Origin of the sequence: Streptomyces sp. ME02-8801-2C, from assembly GCF_033793965.1 — a bacterium.
Classification (GTDB): Bacteria; Actinomycetota; Actinomycetes; order Streptomycetales; family Streptomycetaceae; genus Streptomyces.
Genome location: NZ_JARAXP010000015.1, coordinates 157,365 through 173,436, shown reverse-complemented (window position 1 = coordinate 173,436; position 16,072 = coordinate 157,365). Strand labels below are relative to the sequence as shown.

Here is a 16,072-nt window from a genome sequence, read left to right as displayed (position 1 = left end):
GACCGGCGGGGGACGGCGCGGGCGCCGGGGCGGGAGCGGCGGCGGGCGCGGGGCCGGGCGCCGGGGCGCCGGGCGTGCTCACGGTTCGTCCACGGGCATGTTGACGTAGTACACGTTGCCCGCCACGTCGTCGCGGCCGACGACCTTCGCCCCCTCACCGACGGCGATCTGGCCGCCGGTCACATCACGTGCGGTGAGCGTGGGCGGCGGAACCGGGCTCCCCGTGCCGATTCCGCCGCCGGCTCCTCCCGCTCCGCCGCCCGGGGCCTGAGCTCCCCCAGGTGCCCGGCCGGGCGGCTCCCCCGGATCCGCGGGAAGTCCTGGTGGCGCCGCGTAGCCGGGTACGGTGACCCAGCCGCGGCGCGGTTCGCCGTGCTTGGTGACGAAGTCGGCGGGCAGATAGGCCGCCGGGTCGATGCCCGGGTAGCCGCCCAGCACGACCGACGTGTGGACGTTCTCCGAGACCACCAGCACGAGCAGGGCCCGGCGCGCCTCGGCGAGGACCTGCTTGACGGGGCCCGCGTCGACCAGCCGGGCCAGGTCGTTGATGGCCGCGCCGGTCCAGCGCTTGCCCTCCCGCCGCACGAGTCCCTGGTTGAGGCCGACCCGCAGCCGCATCCGGTGTTCCTCGTTGTACTTCGCCCGGTGCGCCAGCAGCGCGTCGTCCAGCCCGCGCTGGAGTTCCCGCAGCAGCCTGACCGGGCTGGTGTCCACGGGGACCAGCATGAGCATCCCGTCGCCGCGGTCCTGTACCCGGCAGTCGGCGTAGGTGAGGCCGGCCCTGCCGAGTGCGAGCCCGACCACCTCGTAGAGCTCGTTGTGCAGGGTGGCCTGGGCGTTCTCCGGACGCAGACTGAAGTCCTCGATGTCGATCAGCACGATCCAATAGCTGACGGGGTCCGGCGACACCATGTCCGTCCTCCTGTGCTCCGGGCCGGGGCATCGAACGTCCCGGCCCATCCATGCAAGGGCCATACATCAACAGTGTCTACGCCAACTGGCGCACAGTGTGGCTGATTTGACACATCGGCATCTTTTCCGACATGACGCCACACAAACAGTTAAGAGGTCGCTTGCCCTGTTTACCTGGCTTCACCGAACGGGTAGGGAAGGGTCGGCACGGACGGACGAGACAGCGGACTGGACGGCGGTCGAGCCACCGAGGGGGACTCTGTGCGTCAATGGCCCGCCTCCATCGGGTTGCTCTTCGGCGCCGCGCTGGCGCTGGTGGGTCTGCTCCTGGCGAGCGTCCTCACTCATGGCTCCGGGGACCCGGACGCCCCCAAGAGCCCCACGGGAAGCACCCGTTCGTTCACATCGGCCTCACCGGCCCCCGACGACAACAAGGGCGACGGGGACGGACGCGCAGCCCAGCTCCCCTCCAGGGTCCCCGCCTTGTGGCCGACCCCACGAGAAGTGCGCCCGGGCCGGGGCACGGTGCCGTTCGGCCGTACGGTGGCACTGCGCTCCGACGCCGGGACGGACCCGGCCACCCTGGAAGCCGTCGCCCGAACCCTCCGCGAGGCCGGCGTCCACCAGGTTCGCTATGGTGACCGCCCGCAACGCGACGAACTGCTGCTCACCATCGTTTCCAAGGCCCCTGACGCCTCCAACACCTCTGACGAAGCGTCAACAGCCCTTCAAACCCTCGGATTTGAGCCACTGAGGAAACTCCCACCCGACGGCTACGTCCTCGCGGCCGACAACGACCGGAAGGGCCGCCCCCGTGTCGTACTCGCCGGCACCGACCCGGCCGGCGCCTTTCACGCGGCCCAGACGCTGGCCCAGCTGGTGCGTCCCGTCGGCTCCACGGCACCCCGCGCCGAGCTGCCCGCCGTACACATCCGCGACTGGCCCGCCACCTCGGTGCGAGGCATCGTCGAGGGTTTCTACGGCACCGTTCCTAAAGACTGAGCGGCAGTGAGTCCTGTTGCCAGGTCTCATGCTCGGCCGAACGCCCCGGACGGTGTTGGGCGTTCTGGTTGCCCGCGTTCGCTCCGCGCCCGGGCGGCACGGATCGTGTCCGTGGTCCGGGAATGCGGGGGCGGCCCGCGGCCGGAGGCCGCTGATGAGCAACGCCTCACGCCCAGGAACAACCGATCTGGCCTGGACGGTCCGATGCCCCACCGCATCACTCCGGTGCTGTGGGGGCGGTGCCGTCCGTCGCCGGATCGGGTGTCCCTATGCGCGCCTTCCGATCGCCACAGCAGCAGCATCATGGCGAGTGGTCTTACGAGTGGTGCTAATGAGGGGCTTCTGCCAGTACTGGGCGCCCCAGCGGCTGGTGTAGGCCGGATCGACCGCGATGACCGCGATACCCGTGGCGTCGGCCATCGAAGCCAGCGGGGTGCGGAGTTTCCCGGTGGGCATGCCGGAGATCAGCTGCCGGAAGCGTTTCCTGCGGCCGTGTTTCTCCCGGGTCTTCTCCGCGGCGAAGTCCAAATCCTCGACCGCGATCGCCTTCACGCCGCAGGTTCGGGCCCAGTACAAGAGGCGGGTGAGAGCGTGGCGGACTTGGGCGTCACGGTGCTGGGCGATGCCGGAAAGGTCGTAGAAGAAACGGCGCGGGGCGCCTGTCGGGTTGCCGTGGGTGTCGAGGCGCCAGGCGGCCGTGGGGGTCCCCCCGCGCGAGCGAAGCCGAGCGTGGGGGAGATCGGCGTTCATGTCGACCCCGATTACGCCGTGGGCGAGCGCCGCCTCGATGGAGATGTTCGGGGTGGGTGGGATCTGCCAGGCGGCGGTCACATACCAGCGCTCCCGGCTGGTGTCGATGGGGGTGCCCCCGCTCGAGCGAAGCCGAGAGTGGGGGAGGATGCGGTAGGCGATGGACCGGTTGGCCACGACACGATCCGCCCACTCGGTGCCCCGGTGGGCGAACTCGATCCGGCAGGCAAGGACGTACCGGCCGTGCGGAGCGTTGGCGAGATGCGCGAGCGGCATGGGGAGTTTGATGCTCACCTCGCCGTCGGGACTGACGCGGATCGTCTCGTTGCCGTACCGCTTCCCGGACTCCCCGTCGGCTTGGCAGAACCAGCGCTTCGCCTCCCAACGCCCACGCCACGCCGACTCCGTGAGCTGAGCGGCCTCCAGGTTGTGCCGGGAGCGGGCCAGCCGTTTGCCGCCCCGCACGACGTGCACCACACCGGCCTCACGGTCCGCCCGCGCGGAAGCCAGCCGGTCCTGAAGTACGTGCAGCCGCCGGGACTTCGCATGCCACTCCCGCTGGGACCGGTAACCCCCGGGCGCCTTCTTGGTTCCCTTCTGCCCGACCGGCAGCGCCAGCCGGGCCTCGAGCGTGCGGATGCCGGCTTCCAGGCTCTGGAGATGCGCCAGCCGGCAACGCCGGGCCAGCGTCCACTGATCATGTGACGCTTTAGTGATGCTGCCTGCCCACCGTGACGACGAGGCAGGTGTCAGCTCCCGCTTCCGCACTGCCCACATATTGCCGGAATGCTCCAGGCCGTCCCGGCAGCGCGCCTTGAGATCCCTCGAAGCCAGTGACCCCAGATGCGCCCCCACCAGCCGCAGCGCCTTGTCATCAGCGGGCGTCAGCTGCTTGAGACGAGTCCGGACGGCCACACCATTGGGACCGGACACGACGAACGGCACCGCGATGCTCCTCAGCTCACCCACCCCGCCATCCCCGCCCCGCCCGGCCCTACTCGAAGATCCCGTCACGATGGAAAACGAGGAACACTCATGAAGGTCACTCATTCGATGAAAGAACGTCAGTTCCCTCTGAAATCGGCCCCACGAGCGAGGCGAGCAACACGACCGAGACCAGCAGCACTCACTCCCGCTTACCAGAACGCCCTTGAACGCACTCCAGCGGCAGCAGTTCCAAGCCCTACGTGCACACCCGCTGGCGCGACGCCTACCCGGCCTCCCGGTTGACCGCGTTGCGCGCGGGACAACTTCCCCGTCAACTACACGCCGGGCCACCTCCTGTTGGGCCCCTACGAGGGCCGCGACCGTACGCTGCCGGGCACGGTCGCCGGTCTCACCGCCAACCCGATGAACCAGGCCGTCGCCTCCGACCCGGCCCTGTTCTCCCTGGCGGCCTACACCTGGAGCCCCGAGGAGTACCGCCCCGAGGCCGCCCTCGACGCGGGCCTCGCCACCCTGGCCGCCGGCGACTCCCGCGCCCTCACGGCCCTGCGTGCCTTCGCCGACGTCAACCGCGCCTCCCGCGTCAACGGCGTACAGGCTCCCGAGCTGGCGGCGCTGACGGCGGCGTACTGGCGGGGCGGCGCCACCGCCGAGAAGGTCCTGCGCGCTCGGCTGACGGTTCTGGCCGGGGCCCGTGACACGGTCCCGGCCGCCTTCCGGACGGCGGCGTCACCCTGGCTGGCCTGCGCGAACGACTGGGCCAGGGCCGCGCTGGCCGCGATGGCCGTGCACGAGGGCAGGGGCGACCCGCTCCGAGGCCCGGGCCCTGCGCGACGCCGCCCGCGCCCACACGGTCCGCGACTATCTGGGCCGGGCGCGCGAGGTCGAGGTCGGCACGGGCGTCCTGGACACGTTCGTGGCCCGCGCACTGGCGTAGACGCGTGTGTGGGGCGCCCACCAAGAACCCGGCGGACACCCCACACACATACCGATTCATTCGGCTTCGCACTACTTGTTCAGGTACGTCCAGAACTCGTCGAACGACAGGAGCTTGTCGCCGTCGAGGTCGCGGGAGGCGATGATGACCTCGGCCACGGACTCGGTGACGTTCCAGTCGCCTGCCTGCGCGAGGGCAGTCTTGAACTCGGCGGCCGTGATGAACCCGTCACCGTTCGTGTCGATCCGCTCGAACTGCTTGCGTGCTTCCTCGATGTCCGCCACCGGGACCCGCCCCTTCATGTACGTACTGCTGACGGGGTCAGATTAGCTGGCCAAGCGGGCGCGCAGCGCCGCGACCACCCACGCGAACTCCTCGCGGTGTGCCGCGGCCGGCTCCACGCCCTTCACACTGACCAGCAACTCCCGGTACCGGACCAGCCTGTTGTTGGAAGCCGCCTCCATGCGTTCGAGCACCGCGGCCGGGTCACCGTCCCCCAGCACCTCACGCAGGATCGCCCCGGCCTCCGGCGCCTCGGGGGCGACGCCACGCTCACGGGCCTCCCCCGCCAGCTGCACCAGCCGCATGGGGAACCACGTGGACCGCCCCGCGGCGGGGCCGCGGCCCTGATCCTTCGCGTTGAACTCGATCACCTGCCGCATCTGCGCCCGGAACTCCGGGTCCCGGACCATCTCCGCCAGTTCCACCCAGGCGTCCACCTGCTCCGGGGTAGGGTCCTCGGGCAGGTCCACGGCGACGGAGCGCATCCGGTCCCGGATCTCCGGGTCGACGGAGTCGAGCCCGTGGAACAGCTCCTCCACGAACTCCTCCATGATCCGCTTGCGTTCGGCGGCCGACAGCCGCGCCAGTTTGTTCATGAGCGTCATCTCCTCCGCGGTCGAACCGCGCCTCGCCACGGACGACAGCACCGCCCGGGTCACCCGCAGCGTCCGGATCTGCGCGTCCAGCGCCGCCACATGCGTGGCGGCCACCTCCGCGACCGTCGTCTCCCCGGCCAGCACCGCGCGTACGTGGTCCAGGCCGAGGCCCAGTTCGCGCAGGGTACGGATCAGTTCGAGGCGGGCCAGGGAGCCGGCGTCGTACAGCCGGTAACCGCCGGACGACCGGGTCACGGGCGGCAGGGCGCCCTCGTCGGACCAGTAGCGGATGGTCCGTACAGTCAGTCCGGTGGCCCGGGCGAGTTCGCCGATGGTGAGATGTCCGGTGCCGTCGTCGATCATGCTGGCGAGTCTGGGCCTTCCAGTAGGTGGAGACTCAAGAGGCCGGCTGAGCGAAGGCGCGCCTTAAGGGGCGCGGGGAACTGCGCGACAAGCCCCCACCGGCCGGCAGCAGAACGAACCGCCTACCCAGCGGAGCGGCTCAGTGCCAGGCCTCATAGTGCGGGTTGCTCTGGCACCCGCTCATGATCTCGACCTTGGTGGTCTTGTTCACCGGACAGACCCCGATGATGTACTTCCGCTCGATTCCGCCGGGGAAGGCCACCTCGACCTGGTCCGCCCACTTGTGGGTGTCGCCGATGGTCTTGTTCACGTCCACGCCGCCCGGGGCGTCGATGTAGTAGTTGTAGCCCGACTTCCACCACGTCTTGTACAGGTCGTGGTCGTACGTCGTGGACACGTACGGGGAGGGCTGGTTGACCAGGACGTACTTCTCGATGTCGTACTGGCCGTTGATGACGTCCCGGGGCTTGAAGCCCTCCGCGAAGACGGTCTCCGGGCCCCGGCCGTCGCTGCGGTAGAGGGTGCCGCAGGTCTTGCGCCAGACCGGCTCGGGCGTGATGCGGTCGACGTCGACACGGCGGTCGACGGCGGCCTTGATCGGGTCGTCGAACTGGGGGCAGGTGGGAGCGGCCGTGGTGAGGCCCGCCTTCGGGGCGGCGGCTGCGGGAAGGGTGGCGGCGGAGGTCGCGAAGACGGCGGCCAGGGAGAAGGCGACGGCAGCGGTCCGCCGCCGCAGGCGAGTTGTGATCATGGATGCACCCTGTCGGGTCTGCGGCGGCGGGCCGGGGATCGTCACTCGATCGGCGGCGTGTCACACGAGGTCGTGAGGTGGGCCAACTGGCGCCGGATCAGCGGAAGATGCCCGTGTGGCCGAGTGAATAGCGGCCGGGCTGCGGGTAGACGGCGAGTCCGTGCGGGCCGCTGCCCACCTTGATCCGGGCGAGCTGCTCGCCGGTCCGGGTGTCGATGGCGTACACCTCCGAGTTGTAACGCCCCGACAGCCACAGGACCTTGCCGTCGGCCGAGACGCCTCCCATGTCGGGGCTGCCGCCGTTGGGCAGCCGCCACTTCTTGGTGATCTCGCCCTTCTCGAAGTCGAAGACGGAGACGGTGCCCTCGCCCCGGTTGGATACGTACATCTCGCGGGAGTCTCGGCTGACGTACAGCCCGTGGGTGCCCTTGCCGGTGGGCAGGAGGGTGGGCCGGGTGAACTTGTCGCCGTCCAGGACCCACATGCCGTCGGCCATCATGTCGGCGATGTAGAACCGCTTGCCGTCCGGCGAGATCTTGACGTCCTGCGGCATCGCGCCCTCGTAGGGCAGTTTCTGCTGCGCGACGACCTTCATCCGCTCGGTGTCGACCTTGAGCAGTTCGCCGCTGAACTCGCAGGACACGATGAAGTACCGGCCGTCGAAGGAGAAGTCGGCGTGGTTGACGCCGTAGCAGCTGACGGGTTCGGTCTTCACCCGCTTCATGGTGTGCGCGTCCCGGAAGACGAGCTCGCGGTCGAGGGAGGCCATGACGACGGCGTACTTCCCGTTGGGCGTGAAGTAGAGGTTGTACGGGTCGTGGACCTCGACCGGCTTGCCCGCCTTCCCCGTTTTCGGGTCGATGGGTGTGAGGGTGTGGCCGCGGTTGTTGTTGACCCAGAGGGTCTTCAAGTCCCAGGAGGGAACGACGTGTTGGGGCTGGCGACCGACATGGATCGTCTCGACGACCTCGTACGTCTTCGGGTCGATGACGGAGACGGTGTCGGACTCGGTGTTGGGCACGTAGACGCGGGACGGGAAGTCCCGGACGACCGGGGAGAGTCGGTTCGGCCGGTCGGCGGCGTACACATCACGTGGGTGGAGGACGGGCGGCATCCCGCGCAGCCCCTGGACGACGGGCTTGACGGGTACGGCGGGCTTGACCGGCCTGACGGGCTTGACGGGCTCGGCCGCGCGGAGGGGCCGGTTCGGCTGGTCCCCGGTTTCGGTGCCGCAGGCGGCGAGTCCGGCGAGGACGGTGAGGGCGGCTCCCGTGACGAGGGCGCGGGTGATGACGGTGGGGGGCATCAGGTCAGCAACTCCGTGGTGGTCACCGCGTGCAGGCCGCGGCGGTCGAGTTCGTGCAGGAGGCCGGGGAACGCGGCAACCGTGTCCGCGTATCCGAAGTGCAGGCTGACGATCGATCCGGCGCGGACGTCGGCCATGACGTTGCGTACGACGGCGGGGGCGCCCGGCGAGGTGAAGTCGAGGGAGTCGACGTCGTACGACAGGACGTGCGGGTAGCCGGCGCGACGGGCGAGCCGTTCGACGAGCGGGGAGGCGCGGGCGCCGCGGGCGCCGCGCGAGGGCCGGAACCAGGTGCCGATGGACCCGGTGAGCGCCGTGAGCCGCTCGGCGCACCCCCTGATCTCGGCGTCGGCGTCCGCCTCCGGCATGGCGTTGATGTCGAGGTGGCGCAGGGTGTGGTTGCCGAGTTCATGACCGCCGTCGAGGACACGGCGGGCGAGGCCGGGATGGGCGTCGAGCCAGGTCCCGACGGCGAACACGGTGACCCGCGAGCCGTGTTCCTCGGCGGCGGCGAGCAGCGCGTGCGCGGTGGCGGGGTCACCGTCGCCGTGGAAGGTGAGGGCGACTTGGGGGCGGTCACGGGGGCCATGCGGAATCTGGGCGGGGTAGTGGAGGAGGGGGACAGGCGCGAGCGCAGCCCCGGTACGGGAGGTGGGGGCGTCGGGGTGCGTGGCGGCGCCGCCGGTGGCGGTTCCGGTCGCGCACCCGGCGGTCAGCGCCCCCGAGGCTACGATCCCGGCGCCCGCGCGCAGCACCGCTCGACGGTCGGTCGTGGTCACCCGCACCATTTAAGGGGGGTTGGGAATGAAAACGGGCGATTAGCCCGATCGGCGGCCCGCCCACACGGTCCCACACAGCCGCACACGGCTCCGGGAGCCTCACGCAAGGCGGCACACCCTCACACCAGGCCGGGCAGCGCACGGCGGGCGGGCAGCGCACGGCAGGCCGGGCAGCGCACGGCAGGCCGGGCAGCGCACGGCAGGCCGGGAGCCGCACACCGGTCCGGACCCTCACTACCAGACCGCGCAGCTCACACCGGTCCGGGCCCTCACACCGGTCCGGGCCCTCACACCAGGCCGGGCAACCGCCCGGCAGGCCGAGCAGCGCACGGCGGGCCGGGATCCGCACACCAAGCCGAGCAGCCCACACCAGGCCGCAAGCCTCACACCACACCGGGAGCCGCACGCCGGGGCGGGCAACCGCCCGGCAGGCCAGGCAGCGCACGGCAGGCCGGGATCCGCACACCAAGCCGAGCAGCCCACACCAGGCCGCAAGCCTCACACCACACCGGGAGCCGCACGCCGAGGCGGGCAGCTCGCACCGAGCCGGACAGTCTCACACCAGGCCGGGCAGCCGCGCGTCAGCGCGTGCGAGCCCTCAGCGGTCGGCGACCCGCATCTCGAACCACGTCGTCTTCCCGCGCGGCAACAGGTCGACCCCCCAGCGGTCGGAGAGCTTGTCCACCAGCATCAGTCCCCGCCCGCTGATATCCATCTCCTGAACCGGCATCAGACACGGCAGCCCCCGTGAGGGGTCGCGGACCTCGACGCGGATCCAGCCCCGGCGACGGACCATCCGCAGGCCGAACACCCGCGCGCCGGTGTGCCGCACGGCGTTGCCGACCAGTTCGGAGACGAGCAGTACCGCGTCCTCGGTCATCTTGGGGGACAGTCCCCAGTGGCGGAGCACGACGACCTGGGCGAGGCGGCGGGCGGTCGCGGCGGACTCGGGGCGGGACGGCAGCCGGACCTCGCCGTCCGTCGGGTCTCCGAACAACTCGAGCGCTTTGAGTGCTCGCTCGTCCTCCACCGCAGGCGACCAACGCGCCGCCGTCGCACGGCCGTGTCCCCGCGGCTGTTCCATGCCCTCCAGCCCCGCCATGCCCCCATCATGGCCGCCCGTGCGATCCGCCGGGGCCGTTCCGGAGGAATACATCCCCCGGAGCGCGCCATTCCGAATAGACTGATCGTCATATGCCGATGGCATTCCGTCGGCCCCTAAAGGGTCTCCGACCTGCGACGGAAGCTCACTTTCGGGCAAGCGACAGGCCCCCTCGACAAGACAGGCTTAAGGTTGGCTTAAGGCTCCCATAAACCGCCCTATCGAGGGACCCGGATAAGACTTCACGTCAACTGCAAGTGCTTTAGCGGAACTTCGCCTTACCGGGACCTTCGTCAACGAAGCTCCGCATCCCGATCTCCCGGTCCTCGGTCGCGAACAGACCCGCGAACCAGTTCCGTTCGATCGCCAGCCCTGTCTCCAGGTCCGTTTCCAGACCCGCGTCGATCGACTCCTTCGCCGCGCGCAGCGCGATCGCCGGACCCTGGGCGAGTTTCGCCGCCCAGGCGTGCGCCTCGGTGTACACGTCGGCGGCCGGGACCACCCGGTCCACCAGACCGAGGGACAGCGCTTCGTCGGCCTTGACCATCCGGCCGGTGAAGATCAGGTCCTTGGCCTTGGAGGGTCCGATCAGCCGCGCCAGTCGCTGGGTACCGCCCGCGCCGGGGATCAGGCCGAGCAGGATCTCCGGCTGACCGAGTTTCGCATTGTCGCCGGCGATGCGGTAGTCCGCGCAGAGCGCCAACTCGCAGCCGCCGCCGAGGGCGTAGCCGGTCACCGCGGCGACGACGGGCTTGGGGATACGGGCGACGGCGCTGAAGGCGTCCTGCAGGTCCCTGGACCGGGCGACCATCGCCGCGTGGTCCATCGCCTGCATCTCCTTGATGTCCGCGCCGGCCGCGAACACCTTCTCCCCGCCGTACACGACGACCGCCCGGACGTCGTCGCGCCGGGTGGCCTCCCCCGCGAGTTCCCTGAGGCGGTCCTGGGTGGCGACGTCCAGCGCGTTCATGGGCGGCCGGTCCAGCCGGATCGTGCCCACACCTTCGGCGACTTCGAGATGCACAGTCATGGAGGCAGGTTAACGGGGACTAACGGCTACCGGGTCGGTGCGGTAGGTCACACCCGGCCGGGGGTCTGGGGGTTGTCCCCCAGGCAGACACAGCACGGGGACCAACGGGTACGGGCCCGGTGCTGTCAGTCACACCGGGCCCGTCGACAACGTGGCTGGACTACGCCTTCCACTTCTCCCAGGACATGTTCCAGGCGTTGAGCCCGTTGTCCGGTTCGACGACGCGGTCGTTGGAGTTCTTCACGATCACCACGTCGCCGATCATCGAGCGGTTGAAGAACCAGGCCGCGGCAACTCCGCTGTCGTAGCCGCCGCGCACGTCCCGCAGGCCGATGCAGCCGTGGCTGGCGTTGTAGTTGCCGAAGGCGTCCGGCGCCCAGTAGTTGCCGTGGATGAACGTGCCGGAGGTGGTCAGGCGCTGGGCGTGCGGGACGTCCTTGATGTCGTACTCGCCGCCGTAGCCGACCGTCTCGCCGTTCATCCGGGTCACTTCGAGGCGCTCGGTGATGACCATCTGGCCGTTCCAGGTCTCGTACCCGGGCGCGCCGGTGGTGACGGGGATGGTCTTGATGACCTTGCCGTCCCGGCGTACGACCATCTTCTTCGTCTTGACGTCGACCGTGGAGACCTGGCTGCGGCCGATGGTGAAGGAGACCTGCTTGGCCTGCTTGCCGTAGACGCCGGGGCGTCCCTCGACGCCGTCGAGGGCGAGGGCGACGGTGACCTTCGTACCCGGCGCCCAGTACTTCTCGGGGCGGAAGTCGAGGCGGTCGTTGCCGAACCAGTGGCCCTCGACGTCGACGGCCGGTTCGGTCTTGACCGTGATGGCCTTCTCGACGTCCTCGGGGTGCGTGATGCCCCGGGTGAAGCGGATCGAGAACGGCATGCCCACGCCGACCTTGGACCCGTCCTCGGGCGTGAACGTACCGACGAACGTGTTCTTCGGGGTGAGGGTGGTGAAGGACGACTCCTCCGCCGCCGTACGCCCCTCGGCGTCCTTCGCGACGACGTGCACCTTGTACGTGGTGGACGCGGCGAGATGCGTCGAGGGCACCCACTTGGTGTCCCCGGCGGTCAGCGCGCCCGCGACCGGGTTGCCCTTGGGGTCCTCGACCTTGACCTCGGTCAGCTTGCCCTTGGCGGCGCTGACGGTGAGTGCGCCGCTGGTGTCGACCGCCTTCGAGCCGTCCTTGGGCGCGATCGTGACGACCGCCTGCGACTGCTGGGTTGTCGCGGTGGTGGAGTCCTTGCCCTTCGGCTTGGCGTCGTCGGTGCCGGACTCCGAGCCGCCGCCCCCGCCGCACGCGGTGACGGCGACGAGCACGACGCCGGCGAGCAGCGCGAGTGGCCCGCTGCTCCGCCGTGTGCGTCGTGCCCCTGATATTCCGGGTGCCCCGCCCCTCCGTGCCGCCGCCGAAGCCCCCGATATCGGTCGCGCGTTCAAACTTTCTCCCCTCCCGTGGCCTGACTCAGGCCCACTTCCCCGGCGCGTACCGCGCACCCGGGCGCATATTAAGCACAAGGTCACACCCCCCGGCGGCCCCTGAAGGTCACTGTTTCGTCCCAACATCATCAGATTGTCGGACCCGACAGTTCACTTCACGGCGCCGCCCGCCTTCCACTCCTTCCAGCCCATGTTCCATCCGCCGAGCCCGTTGTCGGGAGCGATCCGCTTGTCCTTGCTGTTGACGACCTCGACGACGTCACCGACCAGGCTCCGGTCGAAGAACCAGCCCGCCGGAGTGTCCGAACTGCCGCCCTTCACATCCCTCAGCCCGACGCAGCCATGGCTGACGTTGGCCTTCCCGAAGGCGTCCGGCGCCCAGTAGTTGCCGTGCAGGAAGGTGCCGGAGGTGGTCAGCCGCATCGCGTGCGGCACGTCCGGGATGTCGTACTCGCCGTTGCCGTCCTTCTTCTTGAAGCCGACCGTGGCGCCGTTCATCCGGGTCAGCTCCAGCATCTCCAGGACCACCATCTTGCCGTTGTACGTGGTGGTCTTCGGCGCCCCCGCCGTGATCGGCACGGTCGCGAGCAGGTCGCCGTCGCGCCGCACCTCCATGGTGTGCGCGGCGGCGTCCACCAGGGAGACCTGGCTGCGGCCGACGGTGAAGGTGAACGTCTTCTGCTGGATCCCGTACACCCCCGGCGCCCCCTCGACGTCCCGCAGCGCCAGGTCGACGGTGACCTCGGTGCCCGGCGCCCAGTACTCCTCGGGCCGGAAGTCGAGGCGGTCGTCGCCGAACCAGTGCGGACGGATCTCGACGGCGGGGTTCGCGGTGACACGGACGGCGCGTTCGACGGCGGCGCGGTCGCGCACCTCGCGGTTGAACTCCAGGGACACGATCATCCCGGTGCCGACGGTGGCGCGGTTCTCCGGGGTGACGTATCCGATGAACCGCTCGTCGGGCACGTACGTGGTGAAGGTCGTGTGCCGGGCGGAACGGTGTCCGTGGCCGTCGAGCGCCACGGCGTCGACCGTGTATCTGGCGGCCAGCGCGAGCCGTGCGTCGTCGGGCCGCCAGGACAGCCCGTCCTCGGAGATCCGCCCGGCCACCACCGACTCCCGCGCGTCCTGCGACCTGACGACCCGCACCGATTCCAGACGCCCGCCGGGCACCCGTACGAGAAGGGGGTTCTCGGGGCGTACCAAGCGGCTGCCGTCGGCCGGCGAGACGCGGATCACGTCCTTCGGCGCCCGGGGTTTCCCGAACATCGAGTCCGCCCCTCCCACCCCCTCCGAAGTGCAGCTGGCGGCTCCTGCCAGCAGTCCTGCCCATGTCAGTACGGCGGCCAGCCCGGCCCTCGCGCGCCGAGCGCGCCCAGTTACGTGCCTCACGCACGACCCAACGACGCGGCCCGCCCCGGGGAAACGTGAGTGCGAGCCATGCTCTGGGCAGAACAGGGGGGAGAAACGACGCGGCAGGGCACTGCGGCAGGGACGCCGTACACCTGTTCTCGCTTCGTTCCACGAGTCGCGGGAGGTGGAGAGGTGTCCAGCGCAGCCGAGCAGAAAGCGGTGGCCCAGCAGCGCGCCGTCGAGAACGGGCACCCCGGCACCGCGTCCCCGGACGCCGTGTCACCGGACTCCGCGGCGCCCGCCGCCGTGCTGAACGGCGCGCCACGCGCCACGCTGCCCGCCGTACCCGTGTGGCCGGGGACACCGATGCCCCTGGGCGCGCGTTTTCGCACGGGCCCGGACGGGGTGTCGGGCACCAACTTCGCGCTGTGGGCGGGCGGGGCGGAGGCGGTGGAGCTGTGCCTGTTCGGGGAAGTGGAGCCGGGCGGCGGGGAGGTGGAGACCCGCGTCCCCCTCACCGAACTGACGCACGAGATCTGGCACGGCTTCGTGCCCGGGGTCAGGCCGGGTCAGCGCTACGGCTACCGAGTGCACGGCCGCTGGGACCCGTGGACCGGCGCCCGCTGGAACCCGGCGAAGCTGCTCCTGGACCCGTACGCGCGTGCCGTGGACGGCGACTTCGACCTGCCGCCCGAGGTGTACGGGCACGTCAGGGACTGGCCCCAGCAGCAGGTCGCGGACACCGTGCGCGACGACCGCGACTCGGCGCCGTACGTCCCGAAGGGGGTCGTCGTCCACGACGACGCCCCCGACGACGAATGGGCGGACGACCGCCGCCCGAAAACCCCGTGGGCCGACTCGGTGATCTACGAACTCCACGTCAAGGGCTTCACCAAGCTGCACCCGGACATCCCCGAGGAACTGCGGGGCACCTACGCGGGCCTGGCCCATCCGGCGGCGATCGAGCACCTGACGAAGCTGGGCGTGACGGCGGTCGAACTGCTGCCCGTACACCAGTTCGCGCACGAGGACCATCTCCTGCGCCGGGACATGAAGAACTACTGGGGCTACAACTCGATCGGCTACTTCGCCCCGCACGCGGGCTACGCGGCGACGGGTACGGCGGGCCAGCAGGTCGGCGAGTTCAAGCGCATGGTGCGCGCACTGCACGCGGCGGGCATCGAGGTCATCCTCGACGTGGTCTACAACCACACGGCCGAGGCGGACGAACACGGTCCGACGCTGTCCCTGCGCGGCATCGACAACAGGGGCTACTACCGGCTCCAGAACGACCCCCGCAGCTACGCCGACTACACGGGCTGCGGAAACACGCTGCACGTCGTCCAGCCGCACGTCCTGCGTCTGATCACGGACTCGCTGCGGTACTGGGTGACGGAGATGGGCGTGGACGGCTTCCGCTTCGACCTGGCGGCGGCCCTGGCCCGCTCGATGCACGACGTCGACATGCTCTCCCCGTTCCTCGCGGTGATCGCACAGGACCCGGTGCTGCGCCGGGTCAAACTGATCGCGGAACCGTGGGACGTGGGCTCCGGCGGCTACCAGGTAGGCGCGTTCCCACCCCTGTGGACGGAGTGGAACGACCGCTACCGCAACGCCGTACGGGACTTCTGGCGGGGCGCGCTGCCGGACGTACGGGACCTCGGCTACCGCCTGTCGGGCTCGAGCGACCTGTACGCGTGGGGTGGCCGGCGCCCGTACGCCTCGGTCAACTTCGTGACGGCGCACGACGGTTTCACGCTCCGGGACATGGTGTCGTACGAGCGCAAGCACAACGAGGCCAACGGGGAGGGCAACCGGGACGGCACGGACGACAACCGCGCCTGGAACTGCGGGGTGGAGGGAGAGACGGCCGACGAGGACGTACAGGCGCTACGCCGACGCCAGTTGCGCAACCTGCTCACAACTCTCCTCCTCTCGACGGGCGTTCCGATGCTGGTCGCGGGTGACGAGCTGGGCCGAACGCAGGGGGGCAACAACAACGCGTACTGCCAGGACAACGAGATCAGCTGGGTCGACTGGAGCCTGCTGGCGGACCCGGGCTGGCGCGCCCTGACCCAACTCACCGCCCGCCTCATAGAGTTGCGCCACCGCCACCCCGTACTGCGCCGGCGCGCCTTCTTCTCCGGCCGAGCCCACTCGGCGGACGGCCTGCGAGACCTGGCCTGGTTCACCCCCGGCGGCACGGAGATGACGGAAGGCGACTGGTACGCCCCGGCATCGACGGTGGGCATGTACCTCTCCGGCCGGGACATCCCGGGCCGGGACGCCCGGGGCGCCCCGATCGTCGACGAGAGTTTCCTGGCGATCCTGCACGCGGGTGCCGACCCGACGAGCTTCGTGTTGCCGGGGGCGCCTTGGGCGGAACGGTACGAGGTGGTCGTGGACACGTCGCGCGAGGAGCAGGGGGAGGCACCGGGGGTGGGGTACTCGGCCGGGGAGGAGATCAGTGTGCCGGGGCGGGCGGTGCTGTTGTTGCGGGTGTTGGGGTGAGGGGCGGAG

At 70.3% G+C, this 16,072-nt stretch carries 12 protein-coding genes and 2 pseudogenes; 3 read left to right on the top strand and 11 right to left on the bottom strand.

Translation table 11 applies throughout. The features are described 5' to 3' along the window. Positions 1-78: 78 nt before the first annotated feature. Complete coding sequence (locus PV396_RS35930) at positions 79-912, bottom strand: hypothetical protein (protein ID WP_319211916.1); 834 nt, start codon at positions 910-912, stop codon at positions 79-81. A gap of 261 nt (positions 913-1,173) precedes the next feature. On the opposite strand from PV396_RS35930, the gene PV396_RS35925 reads away from it, so the two are divergent. After that, the gene (locus PV396_RS35925; RefSeq protein ID WP_319211914.1) at positions 1,174-1,914 is read left to right on the top strand and encodes a glycoside hydrolase family 20 zincin-like fold domain-containing protein; all 741 of its coding nucleotides are present in this window, start codon (positions 1,174-1,176) and stop codon (positions 1,912-1,914) included. On the opposite strand, the pseudogene PV396_RS35920 reads toward PV396_RS35925, so the two are convergent. After that, a pseudogene (locus tag PV396_RS35920) lies at positions 1,904-3,633 on the bottom strand (IS200/IS605 family accessory protein TnpB-related protein). The gene PV396_RS35925 and the pseudogene PV396_RS35920 overlap by 11 nt on opposite strands. 285 nt (positions 3,634-3,918) lie before the next feature. Here PV396_RS35920 and PV396_RS45245 point away from each other — a divergent pair. Continuing rightward, positions 3,919-4,158: pseudogene (locus PV396_RS45245) on the top strand (beta-N-acetylglucosaminidase domain-containing protein); the annotation flags it as partial. Positions 4,159-4,617: 459 nt separating this feature from the next. Here the strand turns inward: PV396_RS45245 and PV396_RS35915 are convergent. From PV396_RS35915 to PV396_RS35875, 9 genes are all read right to left on the bottom strand, one after another. Then, positions 4,618-4,830 carry an EF-hand domain-containing protein gene (locus tag PV396_RS35915; RefSeq protein WP_044471918.1) on the bottom strand — a complete coding sequence of 71 codons (213 nt, stop codon included), beginning with the start codon at positions 4,828-4,830 and terminating at the stop codon, positions 4,618-4,620. Positions 4,831-4,872: 42 nt separating this feature from the next. Then, positions 4,873-5,787 (bottom strand): MerR family transcriptional regulator, encoded by a 915-nt coding sequence (locus PV396_RS35910; RefSeq protein WP_319211912.1) that lies wholly within the window; start codon positions 5,785-5,787, stop codon positions 4,873-4,875. A 139-nt stretch (positions 5,788-5,926) separates the two neighbouring features. Further along, a complete protein-coding gene (locus PV396_RS35905; protein ID WP_319211910.1) occupies positions 5,927-6,538 on the bottom strand; it encodes an ADP-ribosyltransferase in 612 nt (203 codons plus the stop codon). 97 nt (positions 6,539-6,635) lie between these two features. Further along, positions 6,636-7,844 (bottom strand): SMP-30/gluconolactonase/LRE family protein, encoded by a 1,209-nt coding sequence (locus PV396_RS35900; protein WP_319211909.1) that lies wholly within the window; start codon positions 7,842-7,844, stop codon positions 6,636-6,638. Continuing rightward, positions 7,844-8,632: a polysaccharide deacetylase family protein gene (locus PV396_RS35895; RefSeq protein ID WP_319211907.1), complete on the bottom strand. Its 789-nt coding sequence runs from the start codon at positions 8,630-8,632 to the stop codon at positions 7,844-7,846. Before PV396_RS35895 ends, PV396_RS35900 begins: the two co-directional genes overlap by 1 nt. A 589-nt stretch (positions 8,633-9,221) precedes the next feature. Continuing rightward, a complete protein-coding gene (locus tag PV396_RS35890; protein ID WP_319211905.1) occupies positions 9,222-9,725 on the bottom strand; it encodes an ATP-binding protein in 504 nt (167 codons plus the stop codon). Between the two features lie 262 nt (positions 9,726-9,987). Then, the gene (locus PV396_RS35885) at positions 9,988-10,755 is read right to left on the bottom strand and encodes an enoyl-CoA hydratase/isomerase family protein (protein WP_319211903.1); all 768 of its coding nucleotides are present in this window, start codon (positions 10,753-10,755) and stop codon (positions 9,988-9,990) included. A 160-nt stretch (positions 10,756-10,915) separates the two neighbouring features. After that, positions 10,916-12,199, bottom strand: a complete 1,284-nt coding sequence (locus PV396_RS35880; protein ID WP_416071534.1) for a L,D-transpeptidase — start codon at positions 12,197-12,199, stop codon at positions 10,916-10,918. A gap of 150 nt (positions 12,200-12,349) precedes the next feature. Further along, positions 12,350-13,591 (bottom strand): L,D-transpeptidase, encoded by a 1,242-nt coding sequence (locus tag PV396_RS35875; protein ID WP_319211901.1) that lies wholly within the window; start codon positions 13,589-13,591, stop codon positions 12,350-12,352. A gap of 153 nt (positions 13,592-13,744) precedes the next feature. Here PV396_RS35875 and glgX point away from each other — a divergent pair, with 153 nt between their 5' ends. Then, positions 13,745-16,063 carry a glycogen debranching protein GlgX gene (glgX, locus tag PV396_RS35870; RefSeq protein WP_319211899.1) on the top strand — a complete coding sequence of 773 codons (2,319 nt, stop codon included), beginning with the start codon at positions 13,745-13,747 and terminating at the stop codon, positions 16,061-16,063. The last annotated feature ends 9 nt before the right edge of the window (positions 16,064-16,072 follow it).